Source organism: Streptomyces parvus (assembly GCF_032121415.1).
GTDB classification, from domain to species: Bacteria; Actinomycetota; Actinomycetes; order Streptomycetales; family Streptomycetaceae; genus Streptomyces; species Streptomyces globisporus_A.
The window spans coordinates 460,766-484,284 of record NZ_CP135079.1 but is presented as its reverse complement, the minus strand read 5'-3'; the positions used below and the strand labels follow the sequence as shown (position 1 = coordinate 484,284).

23 protein-coding genes and 4 pseudogenes are annotated in these 23,519 nt (G+C 72.1%); 16 read left to right on the top strand and 11 right to left on the bottom strand.

Features of this window, described 5'->3' with window-relative positions; translation table 11 throughout:
- Positions 1-43 precede the first annotated feature (43 nt).
- Genes RNL97_RS03160 through RNL97_RS03145 form a run of 4 tightly spaced genes read left to right on the top strand, consistent with a single transcriptional unit; the run spans position 44 to position 4,905 of the window.
- A complete protein-coding gene (locus RNL97_RS03160; protein ID WP_243313245.1) occupies positions 44-628 on the top strand; it encodes a (2Fe-2S)-binding protein in 585 nt (194 codons plus the stop codon).
- A complete protein-coding gene (locus RNL97_RS03155; RefSeq protein ID WP_243313244.1) occupies positions 625-1,617 on the top strand; it encodes an FAD binding domain-containing protein in 993 nt (330 codons plus the stop codon). Before RNL97_RS03160 ends, RNL97_RS03155 begins: the two co-directional genes overlap by 4 nt.
- The gene (locus tag RNL97_RS03150) at positions 1,614-3,767 is read left to right on the top strand and encodes a xanthine dehydrogenase family protein molybdopterin-binding subunit (RefSeq protein WP_313750334.1); all 2,154 of its coding nucleotides are present in this window, start codon (positions 1,614-1,616) and stop codon (positions 3,765-3,767) included. The genes RNL97_RS03155 and RNL97_RS03150 overlap by 4 nt, the downstream gene beginning before the upstream one ends.
- The gene (locus RNL97_RS03145) at positions 3,760-4,905 is read left to right on the top strand and encodes an XdhC family protein (protein ID WP_030580849.1); all 1,146 of its coding nucleotides are present in this window, start codon (positions 3,760-3,762) and stop codon (positions 4,903-4,905) included. The genes RNL97_RS03150 and RNL97_RS03145 overlap by 8 nt, the downstream gene beginning before the upstream one ends.
- Positions 4,906-5,085: 180 nt before the next feature.
- Here RNL97_RS03145 and RNL97_RS03140 read toward each other — a convergent pair.
- A pseudogene (locus tag RNL97_RS03140) lies at positions 5,086-5,339 on the bottom strand (DNA alkylation repair protein); the annotation flags it as partial.
- A gap of 148 nt (positions 5,340-5,487) precedes the next feature.
- On the opposite strand from RNL97_RS03140, the gene RNL97_RS03135 reads away from it, so the two are divergent.
- The 4 genes from RNL97_RS03135 to RNL97_RS03120 are packed head-to-tail and all read left to right on the top strand — an operon-like array spanning position 5,488 to position 7,760.
- Positions 5,488-5,712, top strand: coding sequence for a hypothetical protein (locus tag RNL97_RS03135; RefSeq protein ID WP_243313240.1), 225 nt, complete (start codon positions 5,488-5,490; stop codon positions 5,710-5,712).
- 44 nt (positions 5,713-5,756) lie between these two features.
- Positions 5,757-6,476 (top strand): HemK2/MTQ2 family protein methyltransferase, encoded by a 720-nt coding sequence (locus tag RNL97_RS03130; protein WP_243313238.1) that lies wholly within the window; start codon positions 5,757-5,759, stop codon positions 6,474-6,476.
- Positions 6,477-6,489: 13 nt separating this feature from the next.
- The gene (locus tag RNL97_RS03125; RefSeq protein WP_313750333.1) at positions 6,490-6,732 is read left to right on the top strand and encodes a CDGSH iron-sulfur domain-containing protein; all 243 of its coding nucleotides are present in this window, start codon (positions 6,490-6,492) and stop codon (positions 6,730-6,732) included.
- A complete protein-coding gene (locus RNL97_RS03120) occupies positions 6,729-7,760 on the top strand; it encodes an iron-containing redox enzyme family protein (protein WP_243313237.1) in 1,032 nt (343 codons plus the stop codon). The genes RNL97_RS03125 and RNL97_RS03120 overlap by 4 nt, the downstream gene beginning before the upstream one ends.
- A gap of 29 nt (positions 7,761-7,789) precedes the next feature.
- Here RNL97_RS03120 and RNL97_RS03115 read toward each other — a convergent pair whose 3' ends face one another.
- The gene (locus RNL97_RS03115; RefSeq protein ID WP_243313235.1) at positions 7,790-8,326 is read right to left on the bottom strand and encodes a cysteine hydrolase family protein; all 537 of its coding nucleotides are present in this window, start codon (positions 8,324-8,326) and stop codon (positions 7,790-7,792) included.
- Between the two features lie 154 nt (positions 8,327-8,480).
- Here RNL97_RS03115 and RNL97_RS03110 point away from each other — a divergent pair, with 154 nt between their 5' ends.
- Positions 8,481-9,665, top strand: a complete 1,185-nt coding sequence (locus RNL97_RS03110) for a zinc-dependent alcohol dehydrogenase (protein WP_030580871.1) — start codon at positions 8,481-8,483, stop codon at positions 9,663-9,665.
- Between the two features lie 30 nt (positions 9,666-9,695).
- On the opposite strand, the gene RNL97_RS03105 is transcribed toward RNL97_RS03110, so the two are convergent.
- The 5 genes from RNL97_RS03105 to RNL97_RS03085 form a co-directional block, all read right to left on the bottom strand.
- Positions 9,696-10,490 (bottom strand): SigB/SigF/SigG family RNA polymerase sigma factor, encoded by a 795-nt coding sequence (locus tag RNL97_RS03105; RefSeq protein WP_030580874.1) that lies wholly within the window; start codon positions 10,488-10,490, stop codon positions 9,696-9,698.
- 171 nt (positions 10,491-10,661) lie between these two features.
- Positions 10,662-11,330, bottom strand: coding sequence for an HAD family hydrolase (locus RNL97_RS03100; RefSeq protein WP_030580877.1), 669 nt, complete (start codon positions 11,328-11,330; stop codon positions 10,662-10,664).
- 42 nt (positions 11,331-11,372) lie between these two features.
- Positions 11,373-11,849 carry a DUF5709 domain-containing protein gene (locus RNL97_RS03095; RefSeq protein ID WP_243313230.1) on the bottom strand — a complete coding sequence of 159 codons (477 nt, stop codon included), beginning with the start codon at positions 11,847-11,849 and terminating at the stop codon, positions 11,373-11,375.
- Positions 11,850-11,905: 56 nt separating this feature from the next.
- Positions 11,906-12,232: a hypothetical protein gene (locus RNL97_RS03090; protein ID WP_030580883.1), complete on the bottom strand. Its 327-nt coding sequence runs from the start codon at positions 12,230-12,232 to the stop codon at positions 11,906-11,908.
- Between the two features lie 261 nt (positions 12,233-12,493).
- A complete protein-coding gene (locus tag RNL97_RS03085; RefSeq protein WP_030580886.1) occupies positions 12,494-13,231 on the bottom strand; it encodes a GAF and ANTAR domain-containing protein in 738 nt (245 codons plus the stop codon).
- Positions 13,232-13,430: 199 nt separating this feature from the next.
- Here RNL97_RS03085 and RNL97_RS03080 point away from each other — a divergent pair, with 199 nt between their 5' ends.
- Together RNL97_RS03080 and RNL97_RS03075 are read left to right on the top strand one after the other, a co-directional pair.
- Entirely contained in the window at positions 13,431-13,907 is a 477-nt protein-coding gene (locus RNL97_RS03080) for an STAS domain-containing protein (RefSeq protein ID WP_030580889.1), read from the top strand.
- 580 nt (positions 13,908-14,487) lie between these two features.
- A complete protein-coding gene (locus RNL97_RS03075) occupies positions 14,488-15,216 on the top strand; it encodes a GAF and ANTAR domain-containing protein (protein WP_387977096.1) in 729 nt (242 codons plus the stop codon).
- Positions 15,217-15,221: 5 nt separating this feature from the next.
- Here the strand turns inward: RNL97_RS03075 and RNL97_RS03070 are convergent.
- Positions 15,222-15,446 (bottom strand): annotated as a pseudogene (locus tag RNL97_RS03070) (ornithine decarboxylase); the annotation flags it as partial.
- A gap of 39 nt (positions 15,447-15,485) precedes the next feature.
- On the bottom strand, positions 15,486-16,373 hold the full coding sequence (locus RNL97_RS03065; protein WP_313750331.1) for an SDR family oxidoreductase: 888 nt from the start codon (positions 16,371-16,373) through the stop codon (positions 15,486-15,488).
- 167 nt (positions 16,374-16,540) lie between these two features.
- On the opposite strand from RNL97_RS03065, the gene RNL97_RS03060 reads away from it, so the two are divergent.
- The 4 genes from RNL97_RS03060 to RNL97_RS03045 all read left to right on the top strand — a co-directional run bounded on the left by RNL97_RS03060 (position 16,541) and on the right by RNL97_RS03045 (position 21,695).
- Complete coding sequence (locus tag RNL97_RS03060; protein WP_030580898.1) at positions 16,541-17,107, top strand: PadR family transcriptional regulator; 567 nt, start codon at positions 16,541-16,543, stop codon at positions 17,105-17,107.
- Positions 17,108-17,172: 65 nt separating this feature from the next.
- Positions 17,173-18,897, top strand: coding sequence for an acyl-CoA dehydrogenase family protein (locus RNL97_RS03055; RefSeq protein WP_030580901.1), 1,725 nt, complete (start codon positions 17,173-17,175; stop codon positions 18,895-18,897).
- Positions 18,898-18,998: 101 nt separating this feature from the next.
- Positions 18,999-21,524, top strand: a complete 2,526-nt coding sequence (locus RNL97_RS03050) for an ATP-dependent Clp protease ATP-binding subunit (RefSeq protein WP_313750330.1) — start codon at positions 18,999-19,001, stop codon at positions 21,522-21,524.
- Between the two features lie 3 nt (positions 21,525-21,527).
- Complete coding sequence (locus tag RNL97_RS03045) at positions 21,528-21,695, top strand: hypothetical protein (protein ID WP_199814173.1); 168 nt, start codon at positions 21,528-21,530, stop codon at positions 21,693-21,695.
- Here RNL97_RS03045 and RNL97_RS03040 read toward each other — a convergent pair.
- A pseudogene (locus RNL97_RS03040) lies at positions 21,692-22,183 on the bottom strand (hypothetical protein); the annotation flags it as partial. The gene RNL97_RS03045 and the pseudogene RNL97_RS03040 overlap by 4 nt on opposite strands.
- On the opposite strand from RNL97_RS03040, the pseudogene RNL97_RS03035 reads away from it, so the two are divergent.
- A pseudogene (locus RNL97_RS03035) lies at positions 22,174-22,611 on the top strand (DUF1345 domain-containing protein); the annotation flags it as partial. The pseudogenes RNL97_RS03040 and RNL97_RS03035 overlap by 10 nt on opposite strands.
- A gap of 13 nt (positions 22,612-22,624) precedes the next feature.
- On the opposite strand, the gene RNL97_RS03030 reads toward RNL97_RS03035, so the two are convergent.
- The gene (locus tag RNL97_RS03030; RefSeq protein WP_030580912.1) at positions 22,625-23,386 is read right to left on the bottom strand and encodes an IclR family transcriptional regulator; all 762 of its coding nucleotides are present in this window, start codon (positions 23,384-23,386) and stop codon (positions 22,625-22,627) included.
- Positions 23,387-23,519: the final 133 nt, after the last annotated feature.

Here is a 23,519-nt window from a genome sequence, read left to right as displayed (position 1 = left end):
GGCCCGGGTTCTCCTCGTCACCCGACACCAGAGAAGGCTGAACATGGCCCCAGCGCCCTCGTCGACGTCCCGTGCGATCACCCTGAACATCAACGGCGAGAAGCACCACCTGCCCATCGACCACCGCACCACCCTCCTCGACGCCCTGCGCGAGCGCCTCGACCTCACCGGCACCAAGAAGGGCTGCGACCAGGGGCAGTGCGGCGCCTGTACGGTCCTGGTCGACCAGCGCCGCGTCGTCTCCTGCCTCAGCCTCGCGGTCGCGGCCGAGGGCCGCGAGATCACCACCATCGAAGGCGTGGCCGAGGGTGACGAACTGCACCCCGTCCAGCGGGCCTTCCTCGATCTCGACGGCTACCAGTGCGGTTACTGCACGCCCGGCCAGATCTGCTCGGCCATCGCCGTCATCGAGGAACACGCGGCCGGCTGGCCGAGCGCCGTCACCGACGACCCGGCTCCCGAGGCGGGACCACCACCGCTGACGCCCGAGGAGATCCGCGAGCGGATGAGCGGCAACCTGTGCCGCTGCGGCGCCTACGTCTCGATCGTCCAGGCCGTCGCCCGTGCCGCCGAGGAACAGGCCGCCGGGCAGCACACCACCGACGCCGCCGGGGAGGCCGCCGCATGAGGGAGTTCGGCTATCAGCGCGCCCACGACGTCACCGGCGCGGTCTCCCTGCTCGCCGCCGACCCGGACGCGCGGTACCTCGGCGGCGGCACCAACCTCGTCGACCTGATGAAGACCGGCGTGGAACGCCCCGCCCTCCTCGTCGACGTCCGCGAACTCCCCCTGGACCGCATCGAACCCACGGCTGACGGCGGCCTGCGCATCGGGGCGACCGTCACCAACAGCGACCTCGCCGTCCACCCCGAAGTCCGCCGTCACTACCCGGCGTTGACCCAGGCCCTGCTGGCCGGAGCTTCCGGGCAGCTGCGCAACATGGCCACCGTCGGAGGCAACCTCCTCCAGCGCACCCGCTGCGGCTACTTCACCGATGTGTCGCAGCCCTGCAACAAGCGGGCCCCGGGCAGCGGTTGCCCAGCCGTCGCGGGCGAACACCACAACCACGCGGTCCTCGGCGCCTCCGACCACTGCGTGGCCGTGCACCCCTCCGACATGGGAGTGGCCCTCACCGCGTTCGACGCCGTCGTCTCCTACGAGAGCGCCGACGGCCCCGGCGACGTCCCGATCACCGACTTCTACCTCCCCGTCGGCGACACCCCGCACCGGGAGACCGCCCTGCCGCCCGGCGCACTGATCACCCATGTGACCCTGCCCGCCGCGCCCGCCGCCGGCCGCTCCCGCTACCGCAAGGTGCGCGAGCGCGCCTCGTACGCCTTCGCCATCGGCTCCGTCGCCGCCGCGCTCACCATCGAGGACGGGCGTGTACGCCAAGCGCGCCTCGCCCTCGGAGCCGTCGCCTCCCGCCCCTGGCGCGCCCGTGCGGCCGAAGCCGTCCTGACCGGCGCACCGGCCGACGGCGCGACCTTCGCCGCCGCCGCGGACGCCGAGCTGGCCACCGCCCGGCCGCTGCCCCACAACGGATACAAGGTGACCCTCATGCGCAATCTCGTGGTCTCCGTCCTGACCGAACTCGCCGGGGAGGACGCCCGATGACGACCACCACCCCGGGCCCTTCGGCGCTTCGCGGAGCCGTCGGCACCGCCCGCACCCGCGTCGAGGGCCGCGACAAGGTCACCGGTGCCGCGCGCTACGCGGGCGAGATCCCCTTCGCGGAGCTGGCCCACGGCTGGCTCGTGCTGTCCACCGTCACCCGTGGCCGGATCCTCGATGTGGAGACCGCCCCGGTCCTCGCCATGCCGGGCGTGCTCACCGTGCTGCACCACGGCAACGCCCCCCGCCTCAACGTCGATTACGTCGGCATGCTCGGCACCCCGCCCGACCCGACCTGCGCCGTCTTCCAGCACGACCGGGTGCCGTTCGCCGGCTGGCCGGTCGCGCTGGTCGTCGCCGAGACCCCCGAGGAGGCCAGGGAGGCGGCCGAAGCGCTCGTGGTGTCGTACGACCAGGAGCCGCACGACACCGCGTTCCACGCCGGCCACCCCGGCGCCTACCCCGCCGCCGGCCATATGCCCGCCGAGACGGAGAAGGGCGACCTGGACGCCCAACTGGCCGCCTCCGCGTTCGTGGTGGACGCGGAGTACACCACCCCCGAAGAGCAGCACAGCATGATGGAGCCGCACGCGGCGACCGCCCGGTGGGAGGGCGGCCGGCTGGAGGTCGTCGACTCCAACCAGGGCGCCGGCTGGGTCCAGGGCGAACTGGCCACGGTGTTCTCGCTCGACCCCTCCTCGGTGCGGGTGCGCTCCGAACACATCGGCGGCGGCTTCGGCAGCAAGGGGCTGCGCGCCCACCAGGTGTCCGCCGTGATGGCCGCCACCGCCCTGCAACGTCCCGTACGCGTGGTGCTGACTAGGCGTCAGACGTTCTCGCTGGGCGGCTACCGCAGCCCCACCACCCAGCGGGTCAGGCTCGGCGCGGCCCCCGACGGCCGGCTGCTGGCCCTGGAACACCGATCGCTGAACCAGACGTCCACGGTGTACGAGTTCGTCGAGCCCAGCGCGGGCGTGGCCCGGGTGCTGTACGACGCCGACGCCCACCGCACCGCCAACCACGTCGTCCGGCTCGACGTGCCGTCCCCGACCTGGATGCGCGCACCGGGGGAGGCCCCGGGGTCCTTCGCGATCGAGGCGGCCCTCGACGAACTCGCCGAACGCGGCGGCATCGACCCGATCGAGCTGCGCCTGCGCAACGAGCCGGACGTCGGCCCCGTCTCGGGACTCCCGTTCAGCAGCAACAACCTCGCGGCCTGCTTCCGCGAGGGAGCCCGCAGGTTCGGCTGGGCGGACCGCGACCCGCGCCCCGGCATCCGCCGCGAGGGACGCTGGCTGCTGGGCACCGGCACGGCGGCGGCCTCCTTCGGCGCCGGGGCCGCCCCCTCGACGGCCCTGGTCACGGCCGAGGCGGACGGCTCCTTCACCGTACGCATCACCGCCGCCGACATCGGCACCGGAGCCCGCACCGCGCTCACCCTGATCGCCGCCGACGCGCTGGAGACCGCACCGGAACAGGTCCGGGTCCGCATCGGCGACAGCGACTTCGGCCCCGCGATGATCGCCGGCGGATCCATGGGCACCCGCTCCTGGGCCTGGGCGGTCACGGCGGCCGCCGCCGAACTGCGGGAGCGGCTCGCGATGACCCCATCCATCCCGCCGGAGGGGATCACCGTGCGGTCCGACACCACCGAGGCCCTCGGGGCACTCGCGCAGAAGGAACGCCACTCCTTCGGCGCCCAGTTCGCCGAGGTCGCCGTGGACACCGCCACCGGCGAGATCCGGGTGCGGCGCATGCTGGGCATCTTCGCGGCGGGCCGGATCGTCAACCCGCTCACCGCCCGCAACCAGCTCGTCGGCGGGATGACCTGGGGCATCTCCATGGCCCTGCACGAGGAGGCGGTCCGCGACCGCAACACCGGCGGCCACTACGCCCCCGACCTCGCGGGCTACCACGTGGCCACGCACGCCGACACCCCCGCCATCGAGGTCGACTGGGTGGACGACCACGACCCGGACGACCCGGTCGGCATCAAGGGCGTCGGGGAGATCGGCATCGTGGGCGCGGCGGCGGCCGTCGCCAACGCGGTCTGGCATGCCACCGGCGTACGCCACCGGAATCTGCCGATCCGCCCCGACCGGGTCCTCGCCGCGACCGGGCCGCAGCCCGCCGGGGGAGCGCTGGATGCTTGACATCGCCGGTGAGCTGCACCGATGGATGGCGGAGGGCCGGGAGTTCGCGGTCGCCACCGTCGTCTCCGTCGGCGGCAGCGCGCCACGCGGGCCGGGGGCCGCCCTCGCCGTCGACAGCGAGGGCACAGCGATCGGCTCCGTCTCCGGCGGCTGTGTGGAGGGCGCGGTCTACGAACTGTGCGCGCAGGCCCTGGCAACGGGCGAGAGCGTTCGCGAACGGTTCGGCTACAGCGACGAGGACGCCTTCGCCGTCGGCCTGACCTGCGGCGGCGTCCTGGACATCATGGTCACGCCGGTACGGCCCGGCGCACCGGAGCGCGAGGTGCTGCGGGCCGCGCTGTCCGCCGCGGTGTCCGGTGAGGCGGCGGCTCTCGCCCGGGTGGTGGACGGCCCGGACGGATTCCTGGGGCGTCCCCTGCTCGTCCGCGCCGACGGCTCCCACGAGGGTGGGCTCGGCGGCCACCCGGAGCTGGACCGTACGGCGGCGGCCGAGGCAGCGGCCCTGCTGGACTCCGGCCGCACCGGCGCCGTCGCCCTCTCCGAGGACGGCTCGCACTGCCCGGGCGGACTCACCCTGCTCGTCGAGACCAGCGTCCCGCCGCCCCGCATGATCGTCTTCGGTGCGGTCGACTTCGCAGCCGCGCTGGTCCGGGCCGGCAAGTTCCTGGGCCACCATGTGACGGTGTGCGACGCCCGGCCCGTCTTCGCCACGCCCGCCCGGTTCCCCGAAGCCGACGAGGTCGTCGTCGACTGGCCCCACCGCTATCTGCGGCGCACCCGCACCGACGCCCGTACCGTCCTGTGCGTCCTCACGCACGAGGCCCGGTTCGACGTACCGCTGCTCACGGAGGCGCTGCGGATGCCCGCCGCGTTCGTCGGCGCGATGGGGTCGCGCCGCACCCACGAGGACCGGACCCGGCGGCTGCGCGAGGCCGGCCTCGGCGACGTCGAGCTGGAGCGGCTGCGGTCGCCCATCGGCCTGGACCTCGGAGCCCGTACGCCGGAGGAGACGGCACTGGCCATCGCGGCCGAGATCGTCGCGGCCCGGCGCGGCGGCACGGGCCTGCCGCTGACCGGGGGAAGGGAGCCCATCCACCGGGAGGCCGGCCCGGAACGGCGGGTCGTCAGCCGGCTCTGAGGCTGCCCGGCGCCGCGGGGACGTCGAGACCCTAAGAGCAGGACGGGGCCGGCGGCGGTGCGGCGGGCGCGGGGAACCGGCGTGGGCGGCACAGCGGCGCCCGGTGCCGTCCTCGCCTCTCCGCAGGGGACGGTTCGGATCCAGTCCGGTGCGTACGGGGACGTACAGCCCGGAGAGGTCGAGCGCCAGCAGCATCGCCGCGGTGTCACACCCGTCTCCCACAGCCGGACCGCGAGCTCCTGCTGCGTTTTCAGCCGCTTCGCGACGGCCCGCAGCTTGCCGAGGTTCACCCCGTGATCGTCGCCGTGCTTCTCGTTCACCGCGCGGGCCCGCGGGTCCTCCAGCGCGGCCAGCTCGGCGACGACCTCCGCCACCGTCGCGTCGGTGGGACTCTCCGCGGCCCTCGGTCTCCTGTCAGTCGGTCGGAACGGCAGGTTCAGCCTACGACGCCCCCCCGAACGGCGGATCGCACGTTTGGCGGAGCCGTACGGGGTCACTCCGATACAGCGGCGCGAGCCACCGAGCACCGGACCGCCCGGTGACGGACCACCTCCGGCGGCTCTGCCCCGCTGGCGAGGAGACATGAACCGCTCGACGGTGGAACTACTGCTGACCGCACAGGAGGACACGATGCGCGACGTACGCAGGATCTTGCGGGCCAAGATCCTGAAGGCCCGCGGCCTGGCCGAGGAGTCGGACGGCAAGGCGCTCGACGACCAGGGCCGCAGGGACGAGGGACGGCGTCGGCAGGCCGACGCGGTCCGTCTGGAGCGGTGGGACCGCCCGGACGGGACGTCCGGCCGTTGAACGGCGGCCGAGGGGTTCGGCTCTCCGAGGGCGAGGACGACCCGATGACACCCCAAGCCCTGCCGGACACTGCCGTCACGGCCCCGGCGACGGGCGGGGCGGCCCCGCGTCCGGGCCGCATCGTGCGGCTTCCGGGGGTGTACCGCCCGCAGACCGACACGCTTCTGCTGGCCCTCGCCATGCGCCGCGAGGGGATCGGGCCGGGCACGGATCTGCTGGACCTGTGCACCGGGACCGGTGCGCTGGCCCTGCACGCCGCCCGGCTCGGCGCCCGCGTCACCGCGGTGGACATCAGTCGCCGCGCCGTGGCGTCCGCACGGCTGAACACCGCGCTCGCCCGGCTGCCCGTCACCGTACGCAGGGGAGACCTTCTCCGGGCCCTGCCGGGCCGTACGTTCGACGCCGTCGTCAGCAACCCCCCGTACGTTCCGGCCCCCGGCCCGGCCGTGCCGCGCCACGGGCCCGGCCGCTCCTGGGACGCGGGCCCCGACGGCCGGGTGATCCTCGACCGCATCTGCGACGACGCCTTCGCCGCCCTGCGCCCCGGTGGTCTGCTCCTGCTGGTCCAGTCGGGGCTGAGCCGCCCGGAGGAGACGGTCGACAGGCTGTCCGCGGCCGGTCTCGACGTCTCCGTGACCGACCGGGTGACGATTCCGTTCGGACCGGTCACCCGCCGCCGGGCCGCCTGGCTGCGGGAGCGGGGCCTGCTGCGGGACCGGCTGGACAGGGAGGAACTGGTGGTGATCCGTGGCCGGAAGGAATGAGACACCACGCCGTGTGGTGGTGAACCGGGAAGGCCCGGTCCTGGTGGAAGGGCCGGTCGAGGTCGTCGGCGACGACGGCACGACGACGCGGTCTGACCGGTTCGTCGTCGCGATCTGCACCTGCCGTCGCAGCCGGGCCTACCCCTGGTGCGACACCAGCCACCGCCGCCGCAAGCCCGCCGCCGGGCCTGCGGAAAGCCGCCCGGACGACGGCGGCCGACAGCCCGAGGAGAACGAGGAGGAGCCCCGACCGTGACGACCCAGGCCACCACGCCCCGAGACAGCCCGGCGGCGCCCCCCGCGCTCCCTCCGGCGCGCGGACCCCTCAGCGAGAGCGTCCTCGCCGTGCTGGCGGGCAGCGGTACCCGCCTGCCGGCCGCCGACGCGGTCCGCCGCTCCGATCCGTACGGGGACGACCTCCACCTCCTCCTGTACGTCCTGTACGAGCTCCACTACCGGGGGTTCGCCGGCGTGGACGAGCGCCTGGAATGGGACCCCGCCCTGCTCGGCGTGCGCGCGGCGGCCGAGGACGTCTTCCTGGACGCGCTCCGCCGCGACGCCGGCTCCGGCGGCACGGACGTGGCGCAGGCGGTGGAAGCGCTCCAGCTGGAACCCGTCGGGGACGACGGCCACAGCGTCAGCCACCACCTCCGGCGGGAGGGCGAGCTGTGGCAGCTGCGCGAGTACGCCGCCGTGCGCTCGCTCTACCACCTGAAGGAGGCCGATCCGCATCTGTGGGTGGTGCCCAGGCTCCAGGGACGGGCGAAGGCGGGCATGGTCGCCGTCGAGTTCGACGAGTTCGGTGCGGGACGGGCGGAGGACGTCCACGCCCAGCTCTTCGCAGACCTGATGACCGACCTCGGCCTCGACGCCCGGTACGGCCGCTACCTCGACGCCGCGCCCGCCCAGGCGTTGCCCATCGTCAACATGATGTCCCTCTTCGGCCTGCACCGGCGGCTGCGGGGCGCCCTGGTCGGGCACTTCGCCACCGTGGAGATCACCTCGTCCCCCGGGTCGAGGCGGCTGGCCGAAGCCCTGCGCCGCGTCGGCGCGGGCCCCGCCGCCCAGCGCTTCTACGACGAGCACGTGGAGGCCGACGCGGTCCACGAACAGGTGGTGCGCCACGAGGTGATCGGCGGCCTGCTGGAGGACGAGCCCGGCCTGGCGGCCGACGTCGTGCTGGGCATCGAGGCGACCGGTTACCTGGAGGACCTCCTCGGCGACCACCTGCTGGCGGCGTGGCGCGAGGGCCGATCGGCACTGCGCACACCGCTGACGCCCTGAGAAGGCGGGGCGCAAGAAGAAGGGCGGATTCAGAAGGAGAGGTCGTCCGCGTCGAGGACCGTGGCCCCCATGTTGCGCTCCATCATGCGCAGGGCGGCCTCGGCGAGATCGCCGTGGATATGCGCCACGGCATCCCTGGGCACCGTCACCCGCAGATGGCGGATATGCGCGTCGAGCGCCGAATACAGCACGCACTGCTCCGTCACCTGACCGCAGAGCACCACATGGTCCGCCTGCAATTCGGAGAGAAGATAGCTGAGCGGCGTCTCGTAGAAAATGGAGTGCCGGGCCTTGACGACGAAAAGGGAATCGTCGTCCGGCAGCAGGGGCTCGACCAGTTCCGCGTTCTTGCCCGCGAGAGTCGTCTCGACGATCTCGCCGTGATGGGAGCGCCATTGGCCGAAATTGTCGTTCGCGTAGATGACGGGTACGCCCTCCGCGCGAGCGCGGTCGATCAGGCGCCTGAGGTGCGGGAGCGCCTTGCGGACGGAGGGGACGAGCAACTCGGCGTCGGGGTGGTCGTACGTGTTGATCATGTCGATGACGATGAGAGCGCTGTTTCCCATGGCTCCATCCTCTCAGAATCCTCTCGAAAGGCCGGACGGCGACCCGTCGACCGGGCCGCCGTCTGTTTGGTTCCGGACGTGTTGGGAACCCGGCGTTCGGCCATTGCGGGAAAACCCGCGAAGGCGACCGGACTGTACGGAAAGGAGTGCGACTGTGCGCGCGTTGACCTATCAAGGAAAGCGGGACGTCCGCGTGGAGACCGTCCCGGACCCGCGGATCCAGGACCCGACGGACATCATCGTGAGGATCACGTCCACGGGCATCTGCGGCTCCGATCTCCACCTGTGCGAAGTGCTCGGCCCCTATCTCGACCCCGGCGACATCCTCGGGCACGAGCCCATGGGCGTGGTGGAGGAGGTCGGACCCGAAGTCACCGCCGTCGCACCGGGGGACCGGGTCGTGATCCCCTTCAACGTGTCCTGCGGTCACTGCTACATGTGCGGGCAGGGGCTGCACTCCCAGTGCGAGACGACCCAGGTGCGCGAGCGCGGCACGGGAGCGTCCCTGTTCGGGTTCACCAAGCTCTACGGCCAGGTGCCCGGAGGACAGGCCGAATATCTGCGGGTCCCGTTCGGCAACGCCCTGCCCATCAAAGTCCCGGACGGTCCGCCGGACGACCGTTTCGTCTTCCTCTCCGACGTCCTGCCCACCGCCTGGCAGGCCGTGGAGTACGCGGGCATCCCGCCCGGCGGCAGCGTCACCGTCCTCGGCCTCGGCCCGATCGGCGCCATGGCCGCCCGGATCGCCCTCCACCGGGGCGCCGGCCTCGTCATCGGTGTCGATCTGGTCCCCGAGCGTCTCGACCGGGTCAGCGGGTACGGCGCCACCTGCCTCGACCTGCGCCGTTACGGCAAGAACCTCGGGGAGGCCGTCCGCGACCTCACGGACGGGCGTGGCACGGACGCGGTGATCGACGCCGTGGGCATGGAGGCCCATGGCTCGCCCGTGGCCAAGGCCGCACACACGGCGGTCGGGCTGCTGCCCGACGCGCTCGCCCAGCGCCTGATGGAGACAGCGGGCATCGACCGGCTCGCCGCGCTGCACACGGCCATCGATTTGGTGCGCAGGGGCGGCACGATCTCCGTCTCCGGCGTGTACGGCGGCTCCGCCGACCCGATGCCGATGCTCACCCTGTTCGACAAGCAGATCCAGGTCCGCATGGGCCAGGCCAACGTCAAACGCTGGGTCGACGACCTTCTGCCCCTGCTCATCGACAGCGACCCGCTCGGCGTGGACTCCTTCGCCACCCACCACCTGCCGCTCGAAGAGGGTCCTCAGGCGTACGACACGTTCCGGAAGAAGGGTGACGGCATGATCAAGACCCTGCTCATCCCCTGACCTGCCCAGGCCCGCCAGGGGGCCCTGCCTTCAGAGGGCTTCCTGGAGCACGCCCTCGCGCACGCGCGCGCAGGACCGGCTGAGCAGGCGCGACACGTGCATCTGGGAGATGCCGAGGCGTTCGGCGATCCGCACCTGGGTCATGTCCTGGAAGTACCGGAGGTACAGGATGGTCCGCTCCCGCTCCGGAAGCTCCCGCAGCCCCGGCTTGACGGCCTCGCGGTCGACGGCGGTGTCCAGGGCCCTGTCGCAGGAGCCCAGCCGGTCGCCGAGGGGCGAACCGCCCTCCACACCGGCGGGTTCGGCATCCAGGGAGAGGGCGCTGTAGCTCTCCAGGGCCTCCAGGCCCAGCAGCACGTCCTCCTCGCCGAGCCCGGTGGCCGCGGCGATCTCGGCGCAGGTCGGGGACCCGCCCCCGCTGCTCTGCGCCAGCTCGCGCCGGGCGACCCGCACCCGGTTGCGGAGGTCCTGGACGCGGCGCGGCACATGGACGTCCCAGGTGTGGTCGCGGAAGTGCCGCTTCAGCTCGCCCGTGATGGTGGGTACGGCATAGGTCTCGAAGGCCTTGCCCCGCTCGGGGTCGTAGCGGTCGACCGCCTTGACGAGCCCCATCGCGGCCACCTGCCGCAGATCATCCATGGCTTCGCCGCGGTTGCGGAACCGGGTGGCGATCCGGTGGGCCATCGGGAGCCACGTACAGATCGTCTCCTCGCGCACCGCGTCGCGCTCCGGCCCCGGAGGAAGCGCCCGCAGCCTCTGGAACGCCCGGTCGGGCGACGCGGCGTCCGTGGGACGGTCGGGCTCGGGGGCGGCTGCTGCCTGCATGGCGGTCACTCCTCGTCGACGATGCGTCAGGGCCGCCGCGGGAAGGACACCGGGCCGGACAGATACGGCCCGGATTCCCACGGGCGCGCCTCTTGTCCGAAGCACGAAACGCCCCATACCCGGTGAAATGGGTGCTAAACAAGGATGCCCCGAGGCTCCGGTCCGGGCGAGTCAGGCGGGGCCCGGACCGAACGGGCTGTCGTCGAGGTGGGCGAGCAGATCGGCGACGTCCCGGAAGACCGCGTCCGCCCCCGCCCGCTCCAGGTCGGCGCGCGGGATACCGCCCGACAGAAGGGCCACCGCGCGTACCCCGGCCCGGGTCGCCGCCTCCATGTCCCACACCGTGTCGCCCACGAACACCGCCTGCTCCGGAGTGGCGCCGACCAGGCGGCAGGCCAGCTCCACGGGTTCCGCGGACGGCTTGCCGTGCTCCACGTCGTCCGAACTCGCCGTGGCCCGGATGGCCTCGTCCGCGTCCACCGCCCGCCGCAGCGCCGCGAGCTCCGCCCCGCTCGCCGAGGTGGCGAGGACGATCCGCCAGTCACGTCCGGCCAGGGTGCGCAGCAGATCGCCCGCACACCGGAAGGCGGGGAGCCGGTCGAAGTACGTTCCGTAGAGGACCGTGTGCGCGGAGCTGATGGCCTCGTCCTGCTCGGGATCCCGATCGGCACCGAGCAGCCGCTCGATCAGGTCACCGGAGCCGAGCCCGACCGCCCGGTGGATGTCCGGCATCGGCACCGTGTGCCCGGCCTGCCGGAACGCCTCCCACCACGCCACGACGTGCAGGTGGTTGGTGTCCGTGAGCGTGCCGTCCACATCGAAGATCGCCGCGCCTGCCATGCTCAGCCGTTCCTCTCGCCGCTCGCCCGTCTTCCCCCGCCGTCAGGCGTCGCGGCCCTGGGGGATGTCCGCCTCGTCCGTGACATGGACGGCCGCTTCCTCGGCCGAAGCGGCTCCGCCGTCGATGCCCACGTCCTCGGCGAAGACGTCGTTCTCCCGCCCGGTCGCGTCGTCCGCGCCGCTGAGCCGGCCTGCCCGGGGCTCGGCGGTGGACCCTTCCCGGGGCTCTCCCTCGCCCTCGGCGAGGTCGCCGATGCCGTCTCCGGCGGGCGGTTCCACATCGTCGACCTCCTGGGCGAGCCGCTGGTCCAGCGATTCGCCGCGGCGCTCCTCCGCCCCCGTCGTGCCGAACTTGGTCACACCGAGGGGGCGTTCGGGAGGGCTGTAGCCCTCTTCCATCTGGTCGTCCAGGTCCCGTTCGCCGAGCGTGTTCTCCAGGTCGAGCTCGTCGTTCGGGGGGATGGAGCCGTCGTCGTCCTGCGGCTGGTACACATCGTCACCGCGTGCGTCTGCGGGCATCTTCTGCTCCTCCGTCGTGCGGGCGGGCGGCTGTCGGACCCGGGTGGGGCCGGCCGTCAGCGTCCGAGGGCCTTGCGGAGCTGTTCCTTGTTCATGGAGGAACGCCCGTCGATGTTCTTCTTCTTCGCCTCGGCGTAGAGCTGGTCCTTCGTGGGACCCTGCGCGCCCTTGTGGGAGCGTTCACCGCCACGCTCGTAGGCGGACTTCCTGTCCTGCGTCGACGTCCTGCTCGCCGTCTTCGACTCGCCGGACCGGGCGCGCTCCTTGTTGACGGTCCGGGCCGCGATCTCCTTCGCGCGGCCCTTCGACGCCCCCTGTTCCTCCTGGCTCTCCTTGATGTGCTCGTACTGCCGTTCCCGCTTCTTGTTCGATCCGGCCGGCATGACGTGCTCCTCACTCTGTCTCGGGGGGACGATCTCCGCGTTTCCCCTACCGATCCCACTAAACAACGCGCACGGAAAGGACGCCCCTGGAGGCGTGACAAGGAGTGGTGCCCCTGAAGCCGGCGGACGGCGCCGATGGCTGTTCTCCCAACCGGTCGGCGCCTGAGCTCCGCGTACGCCGGATACCTGCTGCAGGGGTACCCCCGCGACGAATGCCAAACATGCCCGGCCGATGTTCGACCGTACGTGTCCGCCCTCAGGTCACGGACGGGGGCGCAGGACGCGGCCGCCGGTGGGAGGCGTGCCGGAGACGCTGCCGACCAACTGCGCACAGAGGTCCCGGAGTTTCACGTTGCGATGCTGCGACGCGGTACGCAGGGTCCGCAGCGCCTCCTCCGAACTGCAGCGGCGCTGGTTCATGACGATCCCGGCCGCCTGGTCGATCACGGCGCGTGACTGGAGAGCGGCTTCCAGGTCGGAGGTGAAGGTCCGGGTGTCCGAGAGCCGCTGGGCGAGGGCGACGGCCCCCGTCGCCTGGGCGGCGAGGGCGCGCAGCCCGCTCAGATCGGCGTCCGCGAAGCCGTTCTCCTTCGGCGAGTAGAGGTTCAGGGCGCCCGCCGTATGGGAGTGCGCCGCGATCGGCAGGGACAGCGACGACCGGGTCCCGGAGGCGACCGCGAAGGCGGGGTAGCCGTTCCACCGGCGCTCCTCGCGCATGTCGCTCACGCTGACCTCGTGCCCCTCGCGCAGCGCCTCCAGGCAGGGGCCGTCGTCCTGCCCGTACTGGGCCTCGTCCAGCGGCGGGGCGCTGATACCCGCGCTCGCCACGGTCAGGGGGCGGTTCTGACGCTCCAGGGTGACCCCGCACCCGTCGGCCGTGGGCGACATGTGCAGGGCGCTCCGGGCCAGTGCCCGGAGGAACTCGTCCAGCGTGTCCGTGTCCAGCAGAAGGGAGACGAGGTCGGGCGGACCCGGCGTGAGCACTCCGTCATCAGCCATGATCGCTCCTTTCCGGGCCTGGACCCTGGGACCAGCATGGCACTGTACGGGGCGTGCCGCGCCCCTCCCTCCCGGGGGTGGTGGCACCGCCCCTCGCCTGTCGTCGGCGGACAGGTGTCGAGTGCCGCGGGGCGGGCATACGCGCCCCACGCAGGTCAGGAAGCGGCCGCGCACTCAGCCCTGCTTCCTTGGAGTGCCCATGTTCCTGCTCAGCTATCACCTCGACGCCGCCCACCTGGTCGTGGAACTGGGCGAAGTGGTCGACCTCGACAACGAGTCGGCGATCGAGCGCGAGATCGTCCGCCTGCTGCCGTGCTGCGGCCCCCGGGCGGTCATCGTGGACATCCGCACCTCCCTGCTCACCCCCCGGGCCGTGGGGCTCCTCCTGCGGGTACGGGGCCAGGCCGAGGAGCGGGGCATCTCGACGGCCGTGGTGGCGGGGTACGACCAGGCCCGCGAGATCCTGAGCGCCGCCGGGCTCCACCGCGTACTGCGGGTCGCCGCCACCCTCCCGGGAGCGGAGCTGCGCAGCCGGGGGTGCCGGCCGGAGCCGGTGGCCTCCCGTAACGCGAAGCCCGGCGGCCGATGGAGCGCGCCGCCGTCCACCGGGGCCTCGCCGCGGCCGCTCGGCCCGTACGCGGACACGTCCCGGCCCCGCGTCCCGGGTGAGCGCTGACCGTCGGAGCCGCGGACCCGGGACTATGGACTCGGCGGACTGGAAAGGGATCGGTTCCCGGGGCCGAACCCCCGCTGAGCAGCGCTTCCGTAGTGCCAGGGCGATTTCCGGCCGGAGCGGTGCGGCTTGGCGACGCCGGGCCGACCGCGCCGGACACGAGAGGGCATAATGATGCGCTGGAGGTCAGGAAACGGCCCGTGAGAATTCTTCCTGCTTCCGTGGAGTTTCCCGTGAACCTCTCTCCCCTTGGCCGCGCCGCCCTCATGGCCTCGGTCGCGGCTCCGGTCGTTGACGCTTGTGGTGCCGCGCATCCGTCTGCACGGGCGCCCCGTAACCGGCCACCCGCGACGAGGTGCCTCCCTGCGCTCGGTCCGCCGACGGTCCTTCGCCCGCCGGTCGTCGGCGCGCCCGCCCGTCCGCGGCCGGCGCGCTTCCCCGACTGACTCCCTCACCGCCCCACGCCCGGACTCCGCTCGCCGGTGCGTTGGTGGCGGCTGCCCTGTCCCCGCGGCCCGGACCGCGCCGCCCAGCTCTGCCCGCCCCTTTCCCGCGGCGGGTCCCCGCCCAGAACGAGATGATCATGACTGACAGGCCCGTGGCCGAGGTGCCGGACACGACCGCGCTGCTCCTGGAGACCACGTCCCTGGACGACTTCCTGCGTGCCCTCGCCCGGAGCGCCCTCGCCCTGGTGGAGGAGGCCGACGCCTGCGGCATCACGCTGGAGAGGCTGGGGCGTCCCGTCACCGTCTCCAGCGTGGGGGCCGCCGCGACGAAGCTGGACGAGGCCCAGTACGGGCAGGACGACGGCCCGTGCCTCCAGGCGATGCGCACCGGCCGGGAGGTCAGCGTGCCCGACACCCTGCGGGAGAGCCGCTGGGCCGACTACCCCGCCTACGCCGCGGTCTGCGGCGCCCGCTCCTCGCTGTCGTTGCCGATCGCACCGCACAGCCACACGGCAGGGGCCCTCAATCTGTACGCGCCCGTCCCGCACGCCTTCGACACGGCCGACCTGACGGCGCTGAGGCTCCTCACCGCGCAGGCCACCGGGGCCATCGCGCTGGCCCAGCGCATCGCGGACACCGAGGAGTTCGCCGCGGACCTGGAGGCCGCGCTGCGCTCGCGCACCGTCATCGACCAGGCGATCGGGGTGGTGGTCGGCCAGCAGCGCTGCACCCCGGAGAAGGCTTTCGACGTCCTGCGCACGGCGTCCCAGCACCGCAACATCAAACTGCGCGAACTCTGTGCCGAGTTGATCGCCAGCATCACCGGCGAGGTCCCGCCCGAGGGCCGCATCCAGCCCCGGGGCTGACCGCCGCGGCCGACCAGCAGCTCCTGGTGGGGGGCCGCGACGCCGAACATGGCCGCCTTGACACACGGCGAGCTGCCGCAGGTGGAGAAGAAGGTCTGCTCCCCGTGGACCGCGTCGGCCATCAGGTCCTCGGCGCGCCGCAGCACGCTTGAGGTCTCGCGACGGCTGTCGAGACCGCCCGTGGCGAGGACATCCCCGAGGAACACGGCGTAGTCCGGCACCGCGCGTACGAGCCTGATCGGCGCGGGCCGATCAGGCTCGTCGTCGGCTCAGGGAAGGGGCGTGCCGCCGGTGGCGTTCATGATCTCGCCGGTGATGAACGAGGCGTTCGCCGACGCGAGGAAGACATAGGCCGGTGCCATCTCGGCGGGCTGCGCGGGACGGCCCAGGGGGCTCTGCTTCCCGAACTCGGCCGTGTCGGGCAGCGTGGCCGGGATGAGCGGTGTCCAGACGGGCCCGGGGGCCACCGCGTTCACGCGGACGCCGTCGGCGGCGAGCATCTGGGCGAGACCCTGGGTGAAGGTGACGATCGCCCCCTTCGTCATGGCGTAGTCGAGCAGATGCGGGCTCGGCTTGTACGCCTGCACCGACGTGGTGTTGATGATCGAGCCGCCCGCCGGGATGTGCGGAAGGGCGGTCTTGCACAGCCAGAACATCCCGTACAGGTTCGTGCGCACCACCCGGTCGAACTGTTCGGTCGAGATCGCGGAGATCCCGTCGGGCTGGGACATCTGGTACGCCGCGTTGTTCACCAGGATGTCGATGCGGCCGCCCTCGGACACGGCCCGTTCCACGAGCGAGCGGCACTGCTTCTCGTCCCGGATGTCGCAGGCGACCGCCACGCCCTTCCGCCCGGCCTCCTCCACCAGCCGGACGGTCTCGGCGGCCTCCTTCTCCTCCTCGGGAAGGTGGGTCAGCACCACGTCCGCGCCCTCCCGTGCGAAGGCCAGGGCCACCGCACGGCCGATGCCCGAGTCCCCGCCGGTGATCAGTGCCTTGCGGTCGACGAGCAGGTCGCTGCCCCGGTAGGAGTCCTCGCCGTGGTCGGGCGGGGGGTCCATGGGCCCGGTCCAGCCGGGATGCTCCTGGTCCTGCTGGGGGAAGTCCGGGCGGGGGTGGAGATGGTTCGGGTCCTGCGGCTGTTCGCCCCTCGTCATGGTGCTGCCTCTCTGCTCGGCTCTCTGCTCGACGGTGGCCGGGGCTCCGGGTGCCCCTCTCCACCCGACCGAAACACCCCTGCACTCATGGCGCACCCCGGGTGAGCCGTGTCTCACCCGGGCTCCACGACTTGTCTATGCAACGAGTTGCATAGAAGGATCGCCGTATGGCCCTCGACCACGCGATCCTCGTCTCCCTGCTGGAGCGGCCCGGCTCCGGCTATGAGCTGGCCCGGCGGTTCGAGCGGTCCATCGGCTACTTCTGGACCGCCACCCACCAGCAGATCTACCGCGTCCTGGGCCGCATGGTGGCCGACGGCCTCCTCCTGGTCCGCGAGGTGGAGCAGCAGGGCCGGCCGGACAAGAAGGAGTACTCCGTCACCGGGCCGGGCCGGGCCGCCCTCGCCGCGTGGCTGCACAAGCCCATCGAGCCGGAGAGCCTGCGGCACGATCTCGCCGTGAAGATCCGGGGCGCGGCCTTCGACGACCCGGCCGCCCTGATCGACGAGGTCGAGCGCCACCGCCAGGTGCACCGCGACCGGCTCGCGCACTACCTCGCCGGGGAACTGCGCGACTTCACCGGGCCGGACGCCCCCGCGCCGCCGGACGCGGGCCAGGAACTCCAGCACGTCGTGCTGCGGGGCGGTATCGCGTACGAGCGCATGACGATCGCCTGGCTCGACGACGTACTCGCCACGCTCCACCGGCTCGAAGCCGCGGGCCCCGGCGCCTGAACGGCGTGCCGCCCGCCACCTCCGTACCACCGAAGAAACCCTCACCCTCCCGGAAGGCACCCCTCATGGCCGTGTCCGCGTCGCTCCTGTTCAACCCGCGCACCTACGACCCCGAGCACTTCGACCCGGAGACCCGCAGGCTGCTCCGCGCCACCGTCGACTGGTTCGAGGCGCGCGGCAAGCGCCGGCTGATCGAGGACTACCGCTCCCGCGCCTGGCTCGGCGACTTCCTCGACTTCGCCGCGCGGGAAGGGCTGTTCGCCACCTTCCTCACCCCCGCCTCCGCCGCGGCGAAGGACGACCAGCGCTGGGACACCGCCCGGATCGCCGCACTCAACGAGATCTTCGGCTTCTACGGCCTCGACTACTGGTACGCCTGGCAGGTGACCATCCTCGGTCTCGGCCCGGTCTGGCAGAGCGACAACGCCGAGGCCCGCGCCCGGGCGGCCGAACTCCTCGCCCAGGGCGAGGTGTTCGCCTTCGGCCTCTCCGAGAAGACCCACGGCGCCGACATCTACTCCACCGACATGCTGCTGACGCCGGACGGCGAGGGGGGCTTCCGGGCCTCCGGCTCCAAGTACTACATCGGCAACGGCAACGCCGCCGGTCTCGTCTCGGTCTTCGGCCGCCGCACCGACGTCGAGGGCCCCGACGGCTACGTCTTCTTCGCCGCCGACAGCCGCCACGAGGCGTACCGGCTCGTGAAGAACGTCGTCGACTCCTCCAAGTACGTCAGCGAGTTCCGCCTCGCCGACTACCCGGTGGCGCCCGCCGACATCCTGCACACCGGCCGCGCCGCCTTCGACGCCGCGCTCAACACCGTCAACGTCGGCAAGTTCAACCTCTGCACCGCCTCCATCGGCATCTGCGAGCACGCGATGTACGAGGCGGTCACGCACGCGAGCAACCGCATCCTCTACGGCCGTCCCGTCACCGCCTTCCCGCACGTGCGCCGCGAGCTGACCGACGCCTACGTCCGGCTCGTCGGGATGAAGCTGTTCAGCGACCGCGCCGTCGACTACTTCCGCTCCGCCGGGCCCGACGACCGCCGCTACCTCCTCTTCAACCCGATGACGAAGATGAAGGTGACCACGGAGGGCGAGAAGGTCATCGACCTGATGTGGGACGTCATCGCCGCCAAGGGTTTCGAGAAGGACAACTACTTCGCCCAGGCCGCCATCGAGATCCGGGGCCTGCCGAAGCTGGAGGGCACGGTCCACGTGAACCTCGCGCTGATCCTGAAGTTCATGCGGAACCACCTGCTCGCGCCGGTCGACCACCCGGCCGTCCCGACCCGCCTCGACGCCGCCGACGACGCGTTCCTCTTCCAGCAGGGACCGGCACGCGGTCTCGGCTCCGTCCGCTTCCACGACTGGCGCACCGCGTTCGACGCGTACGCCGAGGTGCCGAACGTCGCCCGCTTCCGCGAGCAGGCCGACGCCCTGTGCACGTTCGTCGGGACGGCCGCCCCCGACGAGGAGCAGAGCCGCGACCTCGACCTCCTCCTCGCCGTCGGCCAGCTCTTCGCCCTGGTCGTCCACGGCCAGCTGATCCTGGAGCAGGCCCGGCTGACCGGCCTGGACGAGGAACTGCTGGACGAACTGTTCGCCGTCCTCGTCCGCGACTTCTCCGCGCACGCCGTCGAACTGCACGGCAAGGACTCCGCCACCGAGGACCAGCAGAACTGGGCGCTGGGCGCGGTCCGCCGTCCCGTCGTCGACGCGGCCCGTTCGGCGCGGATCTGGGAGCGTGTGGAGGCGCTGTCGGGGGCGTACGAGATGGAGCAGTAGACCGCCTCCGGCCGGGGCGGCGTCGGGGGCTCCGCTCCGTTTGCGGGGCGGTGGACATCGCGTTTGAGTGGGAGGACCCCCTCGCTGCCCTTGGAGCTGACATGTCGATGGCGTTCGGTTCACCCCTCGGTCCGTCCGATCCGTTCAGCGATCTGCTGAACCGGTTCTTCGGTATGTCGCCCGCTTCGTCGCCACCCGCGATGCAGCGCGTCCCGATCGGGCGGCTGCTGACGGAGTCCTCCCACGAACTGCTGGGCCGGGCGACGAGCAAGGCCGCCGAGGACGGCACCGCGGACCTCGACACCGAGCACCTGCTGTGGGCGGCGACCCAGGTCGAACCCTCGCGCGGGCTGTTGTCCCGGGCGGGGGTCGACCCCGACGCGCTCGCCGCGCGGCTCGACGAGGTGCTGCCCCGGGAGTCCGCCGAGCCGTCCGCCCAGCCGGGGCTCACCCCGGCGGCGAAGCGGACCCTTACAGCCGCCTACGCCCGCTCGCAGGCGGCCGGCGTGTCCTACATCGGCCCCGAGCACATCCTCGGCGCGCTCATCGACGACGCGGACTCCGGAGCCGGCCGGTTCCTGGGGTCGGACGACCTCGACGTGGGGAAGCTGCGCGGCTCGGCCGACCGGGCGGCGGGGCAGGAAGGCGCCTCCGGCGGGCAGCAGCCCGCGACGACCCTGGACGAGTTCGGCCGGGACCTCACGGAGGAGGCGAAGGCGGGGAAGCTCGACCCCGTGGTCGGGCGGGCCGAGGAGATCGAGCAGACCATCGAGATCCTCTCGCGGCGCTCCAAGAACAACCCCGTCCTCATCGGCGAGCCCGGCGTCGGCAAGACCGCCATCGTCGAGGGCCTGGCCCAGAGCATCGTCGCGGGCGAGGTCCCCGACACCCTCAAGGACAAGCGGGTCGTCTCCCTGGACCTGTCCGGCATGGTCGCCGGAGCCCAGTACCGCGGCCAGTTCGAGGAGCGGCTGAAGAAGGTCATCGAGGACGTGCAGAAGGCCGAGGGGGAGATCATCCTCTTCATCGACGAACTCCACACGGTCGTCGGCGCGGGCGCCACGGGCGAGGGCTCGATGGACGCGGGCAACATGCTCAAGCCCGCCCTCGCCCGCGGGGAACTGCACGTCGTGGGCGCGACGACGATCGACGAGTACCGCAAGCACGTCGAGAAGGACGCCGCCCTGGAGCGCCGCTTCCAGCCCGTCCTGGTGCCGGAGCCCACCGTCGAGGAGACCGTACAGATCCTCGAAGGGCTGCGGGACGCCTACGAAGCCCACCACCAGGTCCGCTTCGCCGACGGAGCCCTCACGGCGGCGGCCGAGCTGTCCGACCGCTACATCAGCGACCGCTTCCTGCCCGACAAGGCCATCGACCTGATGGACCAGGCCGGTGCCCGCGTACGGCTGCGCAGCGCGAACCGCTCCACCGAGGTCGTCAGCCGCGAGGACCGCCTCGCCAGGCTGCGGCGCGAGAAGGACGAGGCCGTCGCCGGTGAGGAGTTCGAGAAGGCGTCCGGCCTGAAGCGGCAGATCGCCGAGGTGGAGGGCGAACTCGCCGGGATCGAGGAGCGCCGCGAGGGCGTCGTCTCGGTCACCTCCTCCGACATCGCCGACGTCGTCTCCCGCCGTACCGGCATCCCGGTCTCCCAGCTCACCGCCGGCGAGAAGGAGAAACTCCTCAAGCTGGAGGAGCGGATGCACGCCCGGATCGTCGGCCAGGGCGAAGCCGTCACCGCCGTCTCCGAAGCCGTACGGCGCAACCGCGCCGGCATGGGCGACCCCAACCGGCCCGTCGGCTCGTTCCTCTTCCTCGGCCCCACCGGCGTCGGCAAGACGGAGCTGGCCAAGACACTGGCCGAGCTGCTGTTCGGCGAGGACGACCGCATGATCCGCTTCGACATGAGCGAGTTCCAGGAGAAGCACACGGTCGCCCGGCTCGTCGGAGCCCCTCCCGGATACGTCGGTTACGACGAGGCCGGCCAGCTCACCGAGAAGGTGCGGCGCAACCCCTACAGCGTCGTCCTGTTCGACGAGGTCGAGAAGGCGCACCCCGACGTCTTCAACACGCTGCTCCAGATCCTCGACGACGGCCGCCTCACCGACGGGCAGGGCCGCACCGTCGACTTCCGCCACTGCGTCGTCATCATGACGTCCAACATCGGCGCCCACCGCATCCTCGCCCACAAGGGCGACGCCGCCGAGCTCAAGGACGAGCTGATGGAGGACCTGCGCGGCCGGTTCCTCCCCGAGTTCCTCAACCGCATCGACGACATCATCGTCTTCCACAGCCTCACCGAGGACGACCTGTCCGAGATCGTCGACCACCTCCTGGACCGCAGCAAGCACCGCGTCCACGCCCAGGGCATGACCCTGGAGGTCACCGAGGCTGCGAAGAAGCTCCTGGTCGCCCACGGCTACCAGCCGGAGTTCGGCGCCCGCCCGCTGCGCCGCACGATCCAGACGGAACTGGACAACCGCGTCGCCTCCCTGCTGCTCGGCGGCGAAGCCGAACCCGGGGACACGATCGTCGCCGACGTGGTCGACGACTCCCTGCACTGCACCATCCGCAAGGGCGACGGTGCCGGAGAGACTCCCGCCGCCGACACCCCCGACGGCAAGGAGTGAGCGATGTCCCATCACCACCACAAGTCGAACGAAGAGGTCGAGGGCGACCCGGACACCGGCCACAGCCGCGGAATGCCCCGCCGCCCGGACGAGAAGCGACTCGGCGAGCGTCTGGAGGAGGACCGTGAGGAGATGGGCCTCGCCCGGGACCGGAAGAAGAAGACCGACTAGGCCCGTGGACTCGGTCCCGAACAAAAGCCCTGGGGCCTGAACGAGTGCCTCTCGGTCAGGCCCCAGGCGCCCGGAACCACCGTGATCTTGACGTGCTTCATGATCGGCTGGTCGCTCTGGGTGCTCTAGTCGCCCAGCGCGCACAGCACGTTCATCTCCGGCATGTAGCCGGCCGCACAGCCGCGGGGAATGTCGTACGGGATCGCCGTGTAGCCGTTCAGGAACCGTCCGCTGCCGTCCTTCGCCGTACTCGTGATGTCGACCGGCCCCATGTCGGCGATCCCGCGCTCGCGCATGTCGGCCCGGTTCATGAAGATCAGGGTGCGCAGGTTCTTGATGCCCCGGTAGCGGTCGTTGTCGGAGTAGATGGTGTCCCGGATCCGGTCGTGGTCCTCGATGTACCAGTCCCAGGGGGTCTGGCTGTCCGGCAGGGCGGCGCGCGCCATCCCGGCGACGATGGCCGGCTCGGACAGCAGGCGCGGGGAGGCGCGAGGAGTTCCGGCCCCTCGCCGAGGAACTCGCCGTCGTTACGGCCGCCCTCTCCGGTCTGGTCGGCATCGTGCTCTTGCTGCTGATCGACGACGCGGACCTGAGTCACGCGGCGGCCGCCCTGGCGCTCTGCGGCGTGTTCATGTCCTGGGCGGCGCTCCACCTGATGTATGCAGGCCGTTACGCGTACATCTACCACCGGACGCCCGGCGGCGGGATCGACTTCAACACGAAGGAACCGCCGCGCTACATCGACTTCCCCTACTTCAGCTACAACCTGGGCATGACCTACCAGGTCTCCGACAACAACGTCTCCACCTCCAGGATGCGCGCCGTCGCCCTCCGCCACTGCCTGCTGTCGTACCTCTTCGGCGCCAGCATCCTGGCCACCACGATCAACCTGGTCGCCGGCATCGTCACCGGCTGAGGGGCCGGGGCGGTCAGCGCCCCGGGAGCGTCAGCCGGCGCGTCACTCGCTGCGCCGACTCCAGCAACCGCGCCCTGACCTCGGTGGTCCGGTACATCCGGTCCGACCGGAACGAGATGCCGATCGAACCGACCTGGTCACCGCTGTACACCGGCACCGCCGCGCACGTCGTACCCCGCGCGTACTCCCCCCGGTCCATCGAGAGCGGGCCCGCGGGGGCGCCGTCGAGCTGCCGCAGCAACTCCTCCCGGCGTGTGATGGTGCGGGGGGTGAGGTCGGTGAGGGAGTGCCGGGACAGGTAGTTGGCGCGCGCCTCCTCGTCCAGCTCGCGCAGCACGCTCTTGCCGAGGGCTGTGGCGTGTCCGGCGTCCTGGAAGCTCACCCAGAGGTCCACCCGTGGGGCCCGCGGGCTGTCGAGGATCTCCAGCACCCGGATCTCGCCCTCGTCGTAGAGCGTCAGATAGACGGCGGCGGACAGGCTGTCGCGCAGCGAGGACAGCAGGGGACGGAGGCGTTCCCGCGCTGTCGGGCCGTCGGCGGCGGGCTGCAGCCGGGGGCCCCGCTCGTGGAGGGCGAACGCACCGTCGTCCAGCTCGTCCAGATAGCCGTCCCGGGCGAGCTCGTGGAGGAGCCTTTGGGCGGTGAGCTCCGGCAGCCCGGCCGCCCGGGCCAGCTGCCGCACGGAGGCGCCGTCCGGGTGTGCCCCAGCAGCCTCCAGCAACCGGAGGTCCTGCCGGACGGACGCCGTCGGCTCGGGGCCGGCCTGGTCACCCATGGCACAAGCATGGACCCGGGGCCGGGGTGCGGCAAGGCCGGTTCTTCGGCCCGGCGCACGCGCGGCGGACGACCCGCCGCGGCATTCGGTACGCTCTCGTCTGATCTTCGGGGCGCGTGCGGGCTCCGGACTG